The organism is Gilvimarinus sp. DA14, assembly GCF_024204685.1.
GTDB lineage: Bacteria > Pseudomonadota > Gammaproteobacteria > Pseudomonadales > Cellvibrionaceae > Gilvimarinus.
The window spans coordinates 2,947,125-2,961,144 of sequence record NZ_CP100350.1; the positions used below are offsets into that span (position 1 = coordinate 2,947,125).

The window sequence follows — 14,020 nt, forward strand, 5'->3', positions numbered from 1 at the left end:
TAATCTGAATAAAACTCGTGAGAATGCCGCTCCTAATGGTGTGCCTGCCTAAGCCGATTAAAATCTGTGCAACATTTCAGGGCCCGTGCACGGGTGAGTAGTCCAAAACGGGGCGGACTTGAAAATTGCAAACATTACTTAACTTGCGCGCTTACCCCTCTGACTTATACTGCCGAAGCTTGGCGCCCCTGGCTTTGGGGGCTATGATCGAGAGCTGCGCGGCCATTTGCATGGCGCGCCGGAGACCACACTCATAACGATAATGTGAAGCCTATGTTCAATATACAATCGGGTACCTTTAAGGCACCTAGTACTCTGCGTCTTTCCACTCTGTCTTTAGCAATAGCCCTTGCCGCTTGCTCGCCTCCCGACGGCTCAGACACTGAGAGCGTGGCTGCCGCTGCCTCCAGCACTGCCACCGAGCAGCAGCCGCAAACCCCCAAAGGCGCGCCATTGGCGCCCCAGCATGTGGTTGAAATTGACGATGCCGCGGCGGCCAAACGGGCTGAAAGCCTGGAGTCGCAAATCAGCCTTGAGCTGGCAGAGGGGCTGGATATGACGTTATGGGCCTCGGAAAAGCTGCTCGCCGATCCGGTGGCTTTGAGCATGGACTACGACGGTAACGCCTGGGTGGCTATTACCCATCGCAGCAATAACTCAGAGTTCGACATTCGCCCCTACCCGCACTGGTTGACCCCGGCGCAGGCCATGCAAGATGTGGAGGATCGCCGCGCCTTCTTAAAAGATTACTTTAACGCTGATAAAAACCTCACCGCCGAAGATGTGCCCGATCGCAATAAAGACGGCATTCACGACTGGCGAGATTTGGCGGTAGTGAAAGAGCAGGTATTGCAGGTGTCCGACACCAGCGGCGACGGCCGCGCCGACCGCGCCCAGACTTTCCTGGAGGACTTTAACAGCGAGGTCACCGATGTGCTCGGTGGTATTTATTATCACAACGAGCTCAAAGAATTATTTCTGGCGGTGGCGCCTAACGCCTGGCGCGTAAAAGACAGCGATGGCGACGGTATCGCCGATGAAAAGCAGCAGTTGTCTGATGGTTTTGGTGTGCATATCGGCTTTAGTGGCCACGGCATGTCGGGCGTCACCATGGGGCCGGACGGTCGCATTTATTACGGTATCGGCGATGTGGGCGCCAATATCACCGACAATGACGGTAATAATTATCCGCACCCCAACCGTGGGGTGGTAGTGCGCAGTGAGCCGGACGGCAGTAACTTTGAGGTCTTTGCCTATGGCGTGCGCAACACTCACGAGTTTGTCTTTGATAAATACGGCAATTTAATTAGTGTGGATAACGACGGCGACCACCCGGGTGAATACGAACGCGTAGTTTATCTGGTGGATGGGTCTGACTCGGGCTGGCGTATCAACTGGCAGTTTGGCAAGTACACAGACCCGAAAAACAACACCTACAAAGTGTGGATGGACGAGGAGTTCTATAAGCCGCGCTTTGAATCTCAGGCGGCTCATATTCTGCCGCCGGTTGCCCCCTATCACGCCGGCCCAACGGGCATGGTGTACCACCCGGGCACAGGCTTGAGCGAGCGCTGGAAAGATCATTTCTTTATCGTCGAGTACACCGGCAATGCGCCGCGCTCGGGTATCAATGCCTTTACCCTCAAGCCAGAGGGTGCCGGTTTTGCGCTGGATGCCGATGAAAAAGTTGTGCGCGGCGCGCAAATTACCGGGCTGGACATTGGTCCGGATGGCGCTCTTTACGGCAGCGACTGGATTGAAGGTTGGGGGCGCAATGGTAAGGGACGTATTTGGAAAATCGACACGCCCGAGGGCGCCGATCAGGCACAGCGTGAAGAAACCAAAGCCTTGCTGCAGGAAGACCTGAGCGAGCGAAGCGCTGAGTCAGTGGCCGCATTGCTGGGGCACGCCGATATGCGGGTGCGCTCGCGCGCGCAATTTGAGTTGGTGGCGCGCGACGATCAGGCCACCTTGCTGCAAACCCTAAAGGATAGTGATAACCAGATGGCGCGGATTCACGCCATCTGGGGTATCGGCCAGTTTGCCCGTCGGGACGCATCCGCCGCAGAGCCTCTGACAGCTTACTTGCTAGAAGAGGAAGATCCGGAAATTCGTGCCCAGATCGCCAAGGTTATGGGCGATGCCGAATTCGCCGGTGGTGCCGATGCGCTTGTTGCGAATCTTACGCATGAACAGGCTCGGGTGCGCTTTTTTGCCACACAAGCTTTGGGTCGTTTGCAGCTAAAATCCGCAGTTCAGCCAATTGTGGCGATGCTGCAAGCCAACAACGACGAGGACATTTACCTGCGTCACGGTGGTGCAACGGCGCTGGCGCGCATTGGCGATAGCGAGGCGCTGGCGGCATTGGCGGAGCACGAGTCTGAGGCTGTGCGTATTGCCGCTGTGGTGGCCCTGGGACGTTTGCAAAGCGCCGAGCTGAGCAAGTTTTTACAGGACGACAGCCAGTATGTAGTGACGGCGGCGGCGCGTTTGATAAACGACGACTTGTTTATCGACGGTGCCCTCAAGCCCCTGGCTGAACTGCTGGGCAGCACGCCCTACAATAACGAAGAGCTGCTGCGCCGGGTGATCAATGCTAATGCGTTTGTCGCCGATCAGGCCGCTGCAGAGCGTTTGGCCACTTTTGCCGCGGACACCTCGGCAGAGGCTGCGCTGCGCGCCGAGGCCCTGGAGGCTTTGACCTACTGGGAATCGCCCTCGGTGTTTGACCGCGTCAGCGGTCGCTACCGCGGTGAGCGCGAAGGCGATGCTGCTGTGGCCCGCGAGGTGCTGGCGGATATTTACCCGGCACTGCTGCAAGATAAGCAAGCCAGTGTACGGGCCGCTGCTGCCAATGCCCTGGGCACACTGGCCTTTGCCGATGCCGCCGAGCGCCTAGTCGATTCGGTACAAAACGATGCCGATGCCGAGGTGCGCTCCACGGCCCTGAACAATTTGCAGCAGTTGGGCTACAGCGACATGCAGAAAGTGGTTTACGGCGCGCTCAACGATAAAGACGAGAGTGTACGTATGACTGCTCTGGCGCTGGTACCCGAGCTGGGTATTGCGGTGGAAACTAAGGTGGATATGCACACCATTTTGTTGGCCGAGGGAACCGTGGGTGAAAAGCAGGCGGCCTATAAGTCGCTGGCCAATATTAAAGATCCTGAAGCTTACAAGGTGCTGGCCACTGAGCTGCAAAAGTTAATCGCAGGAGAAATAGTGCCCGAGGTGAAGCTTGAGCTGGTAAACGCCGCGGCTGCGGCCGAGCAACCAGATCTTACCCAGCTGTTGGCCGAGTACGAGGCAGGCAAGGATCCGGCTGACCCGATCGAGAAATACGCCGAAACCCTTAAAGGTGGCGATGCCCGCAGCGGTTTTGCTCTGTTTAGCTACAACAGCACGGCTCAGTGCGTGCGCTGCCATGTGATTGGCCCGCGCGGCAGTCATGTGGGGCCAGAGCTGACCGATATTGGCAGTCGCCTGACCCGTGAGCAGCTGCTGGAGGCGATGGTCGATCCGGGCGCGCGCATTGCACCTGGCTTTGGCAATACCACGGTAACGCTTAAAGATGGCAGTGTCGTGGAGGGCATGTTTGCCGCCGAAGCGGATGCCAGTATCACGGTTAAATCCAGCGACGGCAAAGAGCACACTATTGCCCGCAGCGATATTGCCGAACAGACCTTCTCGCCCTCAGGCATGCCGCCCATGGGCTTGATGCTGGAAAAAGGACAATTGCGAGATTTGGTTGAGTACCTGCATTTACAGCGGGGGCAGACCGAAGCGGTATCCCATTAATCTGAGCCAATAAAAAAGAGCCGCAATTGCGGCTCTTTTTTTTACGCGTACTAGTAAGTGGGCCGCGTTAAGGGTAGCGGCAGCTTTGGGCGTTGTGTTTGACCAGGTAATCTTTGTAATTGCTGGCATCCTTGTCCATGCAGCCTTCCAGGTTCAGTAGCTTAACGCTGCGAAAATCAATCGGTGCCGACTCTGCTTGCAAAGCGATATAACCTCCTGCCAGTGCAGTACCATCGTCTTTTTGCAAATCCGTATAGCGCATCACTTCTTCGCCATTGACCTTATGCACCGCCAGTTCGCGACCGTGCACTTCCAGCTCTACCGTTACCCACTGATCGCCCGGGTAGGTTTGGCTGCTGGAATTAATGCAATGGTCTTTGCGCAGCACCGGGGTCATTACCACATGGGTGCCAGGGGTACACAGGTTGGCGGTACTGCGCTCGCCCGTGTCTTTACCGCCCAGCAGTTGGTACTCAATGCTCAGCGGAAAATCCTGCTCCAGGGCCATAGTCTCGGGTGCCTGAGCGTGATACATAATGCCGTTGTTGCGCCAGGCCCACTCGGGGCCGCCATCCACCTGAGGGCCGGTAAAACGGTACTCAACCTGCAAGCGATAGTAGGAAAAGGGCTGTTCTTTGTAAAAAATATGACCGAAGTCGTCGTTAAAATCCGGATATTGGTCATAGCGCACTTTTAGCAGACCGTCTTCGGCGCGGAAGGTGTTGTGGGTATTCTCGCCCAGCTTGGAGTGACGAATTTTAATCGCCCAGTTTTCTAAATTTTTGCCGTTAAACAGCGCTTGCCAGTCACTATCGGCGGGGGCTGCTATCACGGCGGCGGGACTAAGTGCAAAAACAAGGGCGAGAGGTTTGAGTGGCGACATAGCGGCTCCGTTATTTTATTGGTGAAATTGTTGCCAAATATACACGAGAGCGGCTTGGTTGGGGAGCTGGATGCTCACTCCCCAATGGTGTGGTTCATCGCCCGTGATGGGTGGTCGCAGTCGGCGCTGCCCACGACCTTAGCCGGTACACCGGCAACTGTCGTGCGCGGCGGTACGGGTTTTAATACCACGCTGCCCGCTCCCACCTTGGCGCAGTGGCCAATTTCGATATTACCGAGAATTTTCGCCCCGGCACTGATCAGTACGCCACTGCGTACCTTGGGATGGCGGTCGCCACTCTCTTTGCCGGTGCCGCCCAAGGTCACTGCCTGCATGATTGAAACATCGTCTTCCACCACCGCTGTTTCACCAATCACGATACCTGTGCCATGGTCGAGCATAATGCCGCGGCCGATACGGGCAGCTGGGTGAATATCCACGGCAAATACCACCGAGATACGGTTTTGCAGAAACAGCGCCATGGCGCGGCGCTCGCGTGCCCACAGCCAGTGGGCGATGCGGTAGGCCTGCAGGGCGTGAAAACCTTTAAAGAATAAAAACGGCGTGGTCAGCGAGCAGCAGGCCGAGTCGCGTTCGTTAATCGCTTGAATATCCGCGCGCATGGCTGCACCTATGCTGGCATCATCGGCCAGCGCCTCGTCGATCACTTCGCGCACCGAAATGGCGGGCAGGGCGGGGCTTTCCAGTTTATTGGCCAAGTGGAAACTAAGAGCGTCTTCCAAGGTGGTGTGGTTGAGAATGGTGGCGTACAGAAAACTCGCCAGCATGGGCTCTTTGGCGGCTTGTTCGGTGGCGCTTTGACGAATTTGTTCCCATACCGGGTCGGCGCTGGTAGCGGCCTGCTGAATGGTCATAGTGGCTCCTTTAAATACTCATGCCATTATTGAGGCAGGGCGGACAGATTTCCAGAGGCGGTAGGGGCCTGTTTACACTTATTTGTCTGCAGCTGTTAAGCGCCTTTAGCCTTAGTAAACTTCCAGCGCCGGTTCATTGAGCGCCGCCAACTGTTCGCGCAACTCCAGTATATGTTCGGCCCAGTAGCGCTCGGTGTTAAACCAGGGAAAGCTGTGGGGAAAGGCGGGATCGCTCCAGCGCTTCGCCAGCCAGCCGGCGTAATGCATGATGCGCAGGGTGCGCAGCGCTTCAATCAGCAACAGCTCGGCGGGGTTAAAATCGCAGAACTCGCGATAGCCCTCTAATATCTCCGCCAGTTGCGCGGTCTGCTGGGCGCGGTCGCCGGACAGCAGCATCCATAAATCTTGCACCGCCGGGCCCGAGCGGGCATCGTCAAAGTCGACAAAGTGAGGTACATCGTCGCGCCAGAGAATATTGCCTGGGTGGCAGTCGCCGTGCAGGCGAATATTGCTGTAATTGTTATCGGCGAATATGTCCCGGCAGCGAGTAATTAAATCCTGCCCCAGGCTGTCGTATGCGGCCTGCAGTGATTCGGGAATAAATTGGTTGGTGCGCAGAAAATCATAGCTCTGGGCGGCAAAGGTTTCGGTGTTGAGCTCGGGGCGATGGGCAAATGGTTTGGCTTTGCCCAGGGCATGTATCCGCCCCAGTGCCCGGCCCAGGCTGAGCAAGTGGTCAAAATTATCCAACGTGGGAGCGTGACCGCCCTGGCGTGGATAGAGGCTAAAGCGAAAGCCGTGATAGCTAAATAGTGTTTGTCCATCCTGCGCCAAGGGCGGCACAACCGACACACCCAAATCAAATAATTGCTGTGAGAATTGGTGCTCCTCCAGAATTTGCTCGTCGCTCCAGCGCTCGGGGCGATAGAACTTGGCGATCAGCGGGCTTTTATCTTCTATGCCTACTTGATAGACACGGTTCTCGTAACTATTGAGGGCGAACACCCGCGCGTCGCACCAGTATCCCAGGCTCTCCACGGCGTCCATCACCAGGTCTGGCGTTAAAGCTTGATAGGCGTGGGGCTGTGGTGTTTCCGAGGTGTCGCTCATAACTCATTCTGCATCCGCATGACTGTGGGCGACATTGTACGGCTTTAGTGCTCGGGAGTGCGCGCCAAAGCCCAAATTTGTACCGATGCGGCACCGGCCCTGATCAGCAACTTGCTCAAAGTGCGAGAGGTGGTGGTTGTGGTCACAATGTCGTCCACTAGTGCCAGGTGTAATCCAGAAACCGGGGCAGCGCGATAAGCACCGCGAATGGCGAGCATCCGGTCTTTGCGGCTCAGCCCATGTAGCGCCGGCGAGTGGCGTATCTTCTGCAAAATATCAGTGCGCACGGGCACATGGGTGGTTTTACTGGCGGCGCGCGCCAGCCACAGGGTCTGATCAAATCCGCGTTTGACAAGGCTGCGCCAGTGCATGGGAACTGGCACTATCGCGTTGGCCGCTGCTTTGTGCTGACGCAAATGGTGTTGAAACTGCAGCGCCAGCCAGTGGGCGCTTGTGAGACAGCGCTCGAACTTAAACCGGCCGATTAGATAATCCAGCGGAAATTGGTAATGGAAGGCAATCAGGCTATGGCTAAATGCCGGGGGCTCTGCCAGGCAGCGACCGCAGTATCGCGAGCCGCCATCCAGCGGTAAGGCGCAACGGCAGCAGGCGTGCTCGGGCAGGGTGTGCAGCTGGCGCATAAGAAGCTCACAAGACGGACAGAGACGTTCGCCGCTGGGGCGACGGCAGAGCAGGCATATTTGCGAGATAAGCACTTGTTAACCAAATTCCCTTTTTTAGGTTGACAGCGATAGCGCCGCCTTTATGATGTCCACTTACCGAGATTAGCAGCTGCGCGGCCTGTTGCCAGAGCGAGCGCACCAAACCGACCCGATGGAAAGATTATGAACGCTTCTGTATCCGCTCCCGCCGTACGCCACGACTGGTCGCGGCAGGAAATTTTAAACCTGCTGGCACTGCCGTTTAACGACTTATTGTTTCAGGCGCAAACGGTGCACCGCGCGCACTTTAATCCCAACGAGGTACAGGTAAGTACGCTCTGTTCCATCAAAACCGGTGCTTGCCCCGAAGACTGCGCCTACTGCCCGCAAAGTGCACGCTATGACACCGGCCTGGAAAAAGAAAAGCTGATGGCGGTGGAAAAAGTGATTGAAGAGGCGCGCGCCGCAAAAGCCAATGGCGCTAGCCGTTTTTGTATGGGAGCGGCCTGGCGCTCGCCACGCGGCAAAGACATGCCCTATGTCACCAAAATGGTAAGCGAGGTTAAATCGTTGGGGCTGGAAACCTGCATGACCCTGGGCATGCTGGACGAAAACCAAGCCCGCGAGCTGGCTGATGCTGGGCTCGATTATTACAACCACAACCTGGATACTTCACCCGAATACTACGGCGAAATCATTACCACCCGCACCTACCAGGATCGTCTGGATACTCTTGCCAATGTGCGCTCGGCGGGTATGAAAGTCTGCTGCGGTGGCATTGTCGGTATGGGTGAAGAAGCCGGTGACCGTGCCGGTCTGCTGCAGCAATTAGCGAATATGCCGGAGCACCCTGAGTCTGTACCTATTAACATGCTGGTGCGGGTAGAGGGCACGCCGCTGGAGCAAGAGGCAGATCTGGATCCACTCGACTTTATTCGCACCATTGCTGTGGCGCGCATCATTATGCCGCAGTCTCATGTGCGCCTGTCGGCGGGCCGCGAAGAGATGAGCGACGAAATGCAGGCCATGGCCTTTTTTGCCGGAGCCAACTCGATCTTTTACGGCGAGAAGCTGCTCACTACTGCTAACCCCGAAGCCAATAAAGATATGCAGCTGTTTGCGCGTCTGGGTATTAAGCCCGAAGAGCGTCATGTGCATGGCGATGACGATGCCGTAGAGGCTGATATCGCCGCTTCCATCGAAGCGGCTCACAACGACAAGTTCTTCTATAACGCGGCTCAATAAGCCACAGCATGAACCCCTTCGAACATCACCTGCAGGCGGTGCTGCAAGAGCGCCGCCTGCAGCACCGCTATCGCTCGCGTCCTGCTATATCCTCGGCTCAGGGGCCTGAGTTAGTGGTTGATGGCGCCAGTTACACCAGTTTTTGCAGTAACGACTACCTGGGCCTGGCCAATCACCCGGATATGCGAGCCGCCATGCTTGAGGCGGCGTCGCAGTGGGGTGTCGGCAGTGGTGCATCCCACCTGGTGTGCGGCCACAGCGACGAGCATCATCAACTTGAGCGTGAACTGGCAGAGTTTTGCGGACGCGAGCGTGCACTGGTGTTTTCCACAGGCTATATGGCCAATCTCGGTGCTGTAAACGCGTTGGTGGGCAAGGGCGATGCGGTGCTGGAGGATCGTCTCAATCACGCCTCATTGCTGGATGCTGGATTACTCAGTGGTGCCAGGTTTAGCCGTTTTCAGCACAATGATCTCAATTCGCTGCGCCAACACTTGAGTCGCTCGGCGGCAAAAGCCGCGAAAACACTGGTGGTGGTTGACGGCGTATTCAGTATGGATGGCGACCTCGCTCCGCTGGTGCAACAAGCGGAGTTAGTGGCGGAGCACAACGCCTGGTTAATGGTGGATGACGCCCACGGGTTTGGTTGCTTGGGGGCAACAGGAGCAGGCGTGCTAGAGCATTACGGCCTGGGCCAAAATGAGGTGCCGGTGCTGATGGGTACTTTGGGTAAAGCAGCGGGCAGTTTTGGCGCCTTTGTCGCCGGCTCCGAGGCGTTGATTGAGACCCTGATTCAGCTGGCGCGCAGTTATATCTACACCACAGCGCTCCCGCCTGCGGTGGCGGCAGCGTCTCGTCAGAGTTTGCGAATCATGAAATCCGAGCCCTGGCGACGGCAACATTTACGGCAGTTGGTGGAGCGCTTTCGCGCCGGTGCCAGTGCCCTCGGCTTGCAATTGATGGATTCGCCCACCGCCATACAGCCCATCATTATTGGTCGCGATGATGCCGCGCTGGCCTATTCCGGTGCCCTACGACAATTGGGGTTCTGGGTGAGCGCGATTCGCCCGCCTACCGTGCCCGAGGGCAGCGCGCGTTTGCGGGTTACCCTAACGGCGGCTCACTCCGACGCTCAAGTAGACGGTTTGTTACGAGCGCTGGCGCAGGTGCATCAAGAGCTGCAAGGGGGCTCTCGCTGATGCTTTTTTGCCACAAGCACAGGGCTTTAGTCGAAGGCGGCTGCGCGCCTGTTGTGTTGCTACACGGCTGGGGATTTGATCATCGAAGTATGGCGCCAATGGTAGAGCCGCTGCGTCAGTTGGCGGACGTCTGGTGTATTGATCTGCCGGGTTTTGGCCAATCCCCGGCGCAGAATTTTAACCTGCCGGATATCATCACCGCTTTGGTCGCAAGCTTGCCGTCGCGGGCTCATATTGTGGGCTGGTCGCTGGGCGGTGCCCTGGCGATCGAATATGCCAGCTGCCATCCCGAGCGAGTTCAGTCACTGATAACCTTGGCCACCAACCCCTGTTTTGTTGCCCGCAAAGACTGGCCAACGGCTATGGCTAAGGCCACTAATCGGGCATTTAATACAGGGTTTGAAGGCGACCCCGCCACAAGCCTAAAACGTTTTTGTGCTCTGGTGGCTCAGGGCGGCGCAGACGAGCGCAGCCAGACTAAGCAGTTGCGCGGGCTTGCCGTGCTGCCTGAGCGCGAGCGAGTTAGTGTTTGGGCCCAAGCCTTAACTTATTTGGCCGGTACCGATTTTCGCTCCAGCTTGGCGCAGCTACAGCTACCGGGCTTACATCTGTTTGCCGCAGGCGATCATCTAGTGCCTGCGGGCGCTTGTGACGCTACCGCTGAATTGAACCCTGCGCAAAAGACTTGCCTGATAGATGACGCGGGTCACGCATTGCATTGGGATCAACCCCGCCAGGTGGCTGCACGGGTGGCTGAATTTGTCGCCTCTGCTTGCGCGCAGTCAGATTCACAGTTGGATAAGGGGCGGGTGGCGCGTTCTTTTAGCAAAGCGGCCTCCAGCTATGAGTCAGCGGCACGCCTGCAGCGCTTGGTTGGTGAGCGCCTACTTGCAAAAATATCTGCGCCCGCTGGTAGGGTGCTGGATGCTGGCTCGGGCACCGGCTATTTCTTGCAGGGCTTGCGCGAGGCCGCTGGAGCCTCTCAGCTAACCGCTTTAGATTTAGCCTCGGGCATGTTGAGTTTCGCGCGCCAGCATCACCCCTACGCGGATAACTGGTTTTGCGCCGACCTCGAAGCTATGCCGCTGGCGAATGCCAGCGTTGATTTGATTTACTCCAGTCTGGCGGTGCAGTGGTGTGAGGATCTAACACGCCTTGCGCGCGAGCTTTACCGGGTGCTGGCTCCGGGCGGGCACTTGTATTTGGCAACGCTGGGGCACGGCACCTTGCAGGAGTTGCAGACGGCATGGCAACAGGTGGATGGCTATGTGCACGTCAATCGGTTTCTGCCGGTAGAGCTTCTTCAACAGGCGCTGACGCAGGCGGGCTTTACTGATATTCAATTAGAAGTTCATAGCGAAACCCTCTACAGCGACAATGTTCGTCAACTGGCGCGGGAGTTAAAAGATCTTGGCGCCCACAATATCAATGCTGGCGCACCTCGCGGATTGACCGGGCGGCGCAGATTGCAGTCGTTAGAGCAGGCCTACGAGCCTATGCGCACCGCCGAGGGCCTGCCCGCCACCTATAAGGTGTGTTACCTCACAGCGAGAAAAGGGGGTTAAATGCCTGCATTTTTTGTCACAGGTACGGATACGGATGTGGGTAAGACCCGCATTGCTGCGGCACTTCTGTATCGCGCGCGTCAGCGTGGCATGACCACCGCTGCAGTCAAGCCAGTCTCGGCGGGTTGTGAGCTGACCCGTGATGGGCTGCGCAACGACGATGCCCTGCGCCTGCAGCGTGAGTGTTCTCCCTCGCTGGAGTACGACGCCATTAACCCTGTGGCTTTTCAGCCCCCGATTGCCCCTCATATTGCAGCCCAGCAGCTGGGGCACACGGTGTCGATGAGCGAGTTGTTAAACGCCACCGAGAAGACACTTGCGGCCGCCGCCGAGTTTGCTTTGGTAGAGGGGGCCGGCGGTTGGCGAGTACCGCTCAATGACGACCAAACCTTGGCCGATCTTGCCGTCAGTTTGGGGCTGCCCGTGGTATTAGTGGTGGGGGTGCGGCTCGGGTGTATTAACCACGCGATGCTCACCTGCGAGGCAATCCTGCGCGACGGTTTGCCGCTTGCGGGCTGGGTGGCGAACATTGTTGACCCAGATGTCTGCAGCGGTGCAGAGAACATCTCCAGTTTAAAAGCGCGATTACCCGCGCCCTGTCTGGGGGTGGTACCTTTTTGTCACGCTACCGAGCCCCCTGATCTCGCTGACTATTTGGATTTGGCTCCGTTATTGAAGCGGCAGTAATAAAGAATGATTTTTTGCGCCCAGTTAATCTGGTTGGTAGTTGTTTCTGGTTGTTTATTGAACGATTTTGGCGCTAAAATAATAGTATATGTAACTTATTTTCCGAGGCGCTTATGGATGTGGGATCTATCGTCAATCAAAGTCTGATCGGCTTGCACAGCTCCAGGGCGGAGATTGTGAAATCCGCCGAGCAGATCAATCAGGTGGCTGCTGGTGATACCTCGCAAAGTATCGTCGAGCCGCTGGTGAACATGCAGCAGAGCCAACAAGTTTTTGACAGCTCCGCCAAGGTGCTAGAGACCGCTAGTGAAACCATTGGCACCTTGTTGGATATAAAGGCTTAATCCCCATGATCGCTAACTCGCTGCCTTCAAATTACGCCAATGCGGTTGCGCCCTATGCGCCGCTGGGGCGGCAGGCTGTGAGTGAGGAAAACACAGAGCTCAAAAGTACCGTCTTTAAAGCCCTGGAAGAGGGCGCAGCGTCGGCGCGCGGGGAAAATCGCCGCTCACCCGAGGATAGGCCCGCCGAGGTAGAGGAACGCGAGCGAACCCGCGGGCAGCGCGGCTCTGCAGCGCTAGATGCCGAGTCGCCTCAAGCTAATAAAGATGCCGAGCGCGAGGCTGAAAAAAGCACTGCTGCTCAGGAGCAAGCCGAGCGCGAGCAAATCAGTGAGCTTGCTGCGCGGGATCGCGAGGTGCGCGCTCACGAACGAGCCCATGCCGCCGTCGGGGGCCAGTATGCCGGGGCGCCGCGCTACGAATATACCCGTGGACCAGACGGCATTAATTACGCGACCGCTGGCGAGGTTAGTATCGATACCAGCCCCATTCCTAATGACCCTGAGGCTACTTTAGAAAAGGCGCAGCAAATCCAGCGTGCGGCGACGGCGCCTGCCGAGCCATCTGCGCAGGATCGTCGGGTTGCGGCCCAAGCTGCACAGCTGGAAATTCAGGCTCAGGCCGAGATAGCGGCTCAGGCGCGAGCAGAGCGACAAGCCGAGGCAAAGGCGGCTGAGCAGAGTCGCAGTGAGCGGGAGGCGGGGACGGCAGATACTGATGGCAGTGACGTCGATGCGGCGCAGGCCGAGCGAGAGCGCGATGAGCGGGCACAGCAGTTTGCTGAAACTAGCGCGCGCAATATCGATATTAATCGCAGGTTGATTGAAATAGGGGTTATAGAGCCACCTTTAAACACAGCTCCGTCGGTCAGTTGGCGCGCCTGAGTTTTTTAACTTCAAGCTTCTGAGCTCCCTCCATCCCAGGCCGATATTTTTCTTCGTTCTATTTGCTGGTAATCTCATCGCACGAATGGTTGTAACTCTAATTTCAATAAAACCAAATTAATTACCATACGAAGAGAAGCTCTATGCCCAGCAAGCTGACCCCCGAAGACCAAGCCCGCGTTGACAGAGTCCTGCAGCAGCCAGGTAATCGCAGTGAGCGCAAACCTTTTAAGGTCTGGACGCTGTTCGCTTGCCTGCTTGGGCTGTTGACTCTCATGAGTGGCCTTAGCTATTGGATTGCCTGGCAATACGGCGTTGTATAAATACATAACCCAGATATATTAAAAAGAAATAGCAAAACGGCCTTGACCGCACCAAATTGGCTCCCTATAATGCGCGACCTCGGTTGGGGGAACACACTTACAACTGAGTTGAGGATGCGGGGTGGAGCAGCCTGGTAGCTCGTCGGGCTCATAACCCGAAGGTCGTTGGTTCGAATCCAGCCCCCGCTACCAATTTCTGGAGTTGATGCTATAGTGCATTAGCTCGCAGCCACGGCAGGTGGCTCGCCAGTGTTAGTGCTGGCACTACAGTCAGCCAATCGGCTGATCAGCGCCGGTGAAGTTGGCGCGTCCGGGGCCCCTGCAAGGGGCTTTTTTGTATCTGAAAGTCAGTGGGTTACCGCTGCCGCAGATCACTGTGGTGAAGTATTAAAAGTGGGCCTAGGGCCCATTTTTTGTTTCTGGGGCGCCTCCGGCGTCTTGATTCTGG

At 56.9% G+C, this 14,020-nt stretch carries 12 protein-coding genes and 1 tRNA gene; 9 read left to right on the forward strand and 4 right to left on the reverse strand.

Going from position 1 to position 14,020, the window contains the following annotated elements; genetic code table 11:
- The first annotated feature begins 273 nt into the window (after positions 1-273).
- Positions 274-3,798 carry a HEAT repeat domain-containing protein gene (locus tag NHM04_RS12860; RefSeq protein WP_254264188.1) on the forward strand — a complete coding sequence of 1,175 codons (3,525 nt, stop codon included), beginning with the start codon at positions 274-276 and terminating at the stop codon, positions 3,796-3,798.
- Between the two features lie 67 nt (positions 3,799-3,865).
- Here NHM04_RS12860 and NHM04_RS12865 read toward each other — a convergent pair whose 3' ends face one another.
- The 4 genes from NHM04_RS12865 to NHM04_RS12880 all read right to left on the reverse strand — a co-directional run bounded on the left by NHM04_RS12865 (position 3,866) and on the right by NHM04_RS12880 (position 7,307).
- Positions 3,866-4,681, reverse strand: a complete 816-nt coding sequence (locus tag NHM04_RS12865; protein ID WP_254264189.1) for a DUF1080 domain-containing protein — start codon at positions 4,679-4,681, stop codon at positions 3,866-3,868.
- Between the two features lie 74 nt (positions 4,682-4,755).
- A complete protein-coding gene (gene cysE, locus NHM04_RS12870) occupies positions 4,756-5,556 on the reverse strand; it encodes a serine O-acetyltransferase (RefSeq protein ID WP_254264190.1) in 801 nt (266 codons plus the stop codon).
- 111 nt (positions 5,557-5,667) lie between these two features.
- On the reverse strand, positions 5,668-6,666 hold the full coding sequence (locus tag NHM04_RS12875) for a serine/threonine protein kinase (RefSeq protein ID WP_254264191.1): 999 nt from the start codon (positions 6,664-6,666) through the stop codon (positions 5,668-5,670).
- Between the two features lie 44 nt (positions 6,667-6,710).
- A complete protein-coding gene (locus tag NHM04_RS12880; RefSeq protein ID WP_254264192.1) occupies positions 6,711-7,307 on the reverse strand; it encodes a ComF family protein in 597 nt (198 codons plus the stop codon).
- 204 nt (positions 7,308-7,511) lie between these two features.
- Between NHM04_RS12880 and bioB the strand changes: the two genes are divergently transcribed.
- From bioB to NHM04_RS12920, 8 genes are all read left to right on the forward strand, one after another.
- On the forward strand, positions 7,512-8,573 hold the full coding sequence (gene bioB, locus NHM04_RS12885) for a biotin synthase BioB (RefSeq protein WP_254264193.1): 1,062 nt from the start codon (positions 7,512-7,514) through the stop codon (positions 8,571-8,573).
- Between the two features lie 8 nt (positions 8,574-8,581).
- The gene (gene bioF / locus NHM04_RS12890; RefSeq protein ID WP_254264194.1) at positions 8,582-9,772 is read left to right on the forward strand and encodes an 8-amino-7-oxononanoate synthase; all 1,191 of its coding nucleotides are present in this window, start codon (positions 8,582-8,584) and stop codon (positions 9,770-9,772) included.
- Positions 9,772-11,337, forward strand: coding sequence for a malonyl-ACP O-methyltransferase BioC (gene bioC, locus NHM04_RS12895; RefSeq protein ID WP_256526576.1), 1,566 nt, complete (start codon positions 9,772-9,774; stop codon positions 11,335-11,337). The genes bioF and bioC overlap by 1 nt, the downstream gene beginning before the upstream one ends.
- Positions 11,338-12,024: a dethiobiotin synthase gene (gene bioD / locus NHM04_RS12900; RefSeq protein WP_254264196.1), complete on the forward strand. Its 687-nt coding sequence runs from the start codon at positions 11,338-11,340 to the stop codon at positions 12,022-12,024.
- Positions 12,025-12,137: 113 nt separating this feature from the next.
- Positions 12,138-12,368, forward strand: coding sequence for a flagellar basal body rod C-terminal domain-containing protein (locus NHM04_RS12905; protein WP_254264197.1), 231 nt, complete (start codon positions 12,138-12,140; stop codon positions 12,366-12,368).
- Positions 12,369-12,373: 5 nt separating this feature from the next.
- Positions 12,374-13,249: a putative metalloprotease CJM1_0395 family protein gene (locus tag NHM04_RS12910; protein WP_254264198.1), complete on the forward strand. Its 876-nt coding sequence runs from the start codon at positions 12,374-12,376 to the stop codon at positions 13,247-13,249.
- A gap of 143 nt (positions 13,250-13,392) precedes the next feature.
- Positions 13,393-13,572, forward strand: coding sequence for a DUF3094 family protein (locus NHM04_RS12915; RefSeq protein WP_254264199.1), 180 nt, complete (start codon positions 13,393-13,395; stop codon positions 13,570-13,572).
- Between the two features lie 115 nt (positions 13,573-13,687).
- Positions 13,688-13,764 (forward strand) — tRNA-Met (locus tag NHM04_RS12920).
- The last annotated feature ends 256 nt before the right edge of the window (positions 13,765-14,020 follow it).

Excerpts from the sequence above, each read along its gene's own strand:
- NHM04_RS12860 (WP_254264188.1), top strand. The coding sequence starts at position 274 with ATGTTCAATATACAATCGGGTACCTTTAAGGCACCTAGTACTCTGCGT.
- bioC (WP_256526576.1), top strand. The coding sequence starts at position 9,772 with ATGCTTTTTTGCCACAAGCACAGGGCTTTAGTCGAAGGCGGCTGCGCG.
- bioD (WP_254264196.1), top strand. The coding sequence starts at position 11,338 with ATGCCTGCATTTTTTGTCACAGGTACGGATACGGATGTGGGTAAGACC.
- bioF (WP_254264194.1), top strand. The coding sequence starts at position 8,582 with ATGAACCCCTTCGAACATCACCTGCAGGCGGTGCTGCAAGAGCGCCGC.
- NHM04_RS12905 (WP_254264197.1), top strand. The coding sequence starts at position 12,138 with ATGGATGTGGGATCTATCGTCAATCAAAGTCTGATCGGCTTGCACAGC.
- bioB (WP_254264193.1), top strand. The coding sequence starts at position 7,512 with ATGAACGCTTCTGTATCCGCTCCCGCCGTACGCCACGACTGGTCGCGG.
- NHM04_RS12875 (WP_254264191.1), bottom strand. The coding sequence starts at position 6,666 with ATGAGCGACACCTCGGAAACACCACAGCCCCACGCCTATCAAGCTTTA.
- NHM04_RS12915 (WP_254264199.1), top strand. The coding sequence starts at position 13,393 with ATGCCCAGCAAGCTGACCCCCGAAGACCAAGCCCGCGTTGACAGAGTC.
- NHM04_RS12880 (WP_254264192.1), bottom strand. The coding sequence starts at position 7,307 with ATGCGCCAGCTGCACACCCTGCCCGAGCACGCCTGCTGCCGTTGCGCC.
- NHM04_RS12910 (WP_254264198.1), top strand. The coding sequence starts at position 12,374 with ATGATCGCTAACTCGCTGCCTTCAAATTACGCCAATGCGGTTGCGCCC.
- NHM04_RS12865 (WP_254264189.1), bottom strand. The coding sequence starts at position 4,681 with ATGTCGCCACTCAAACCTCTCGCCCTTGTTTTTGCACTTAGTCCCGCC.
- cysE (WP_254264190.1), bottom strand. The coding sequence starts at position 5,556 with ATGACCATTCAGCAGGCCGCTACCAGCGCCGACCCGGTATGGGAACAA.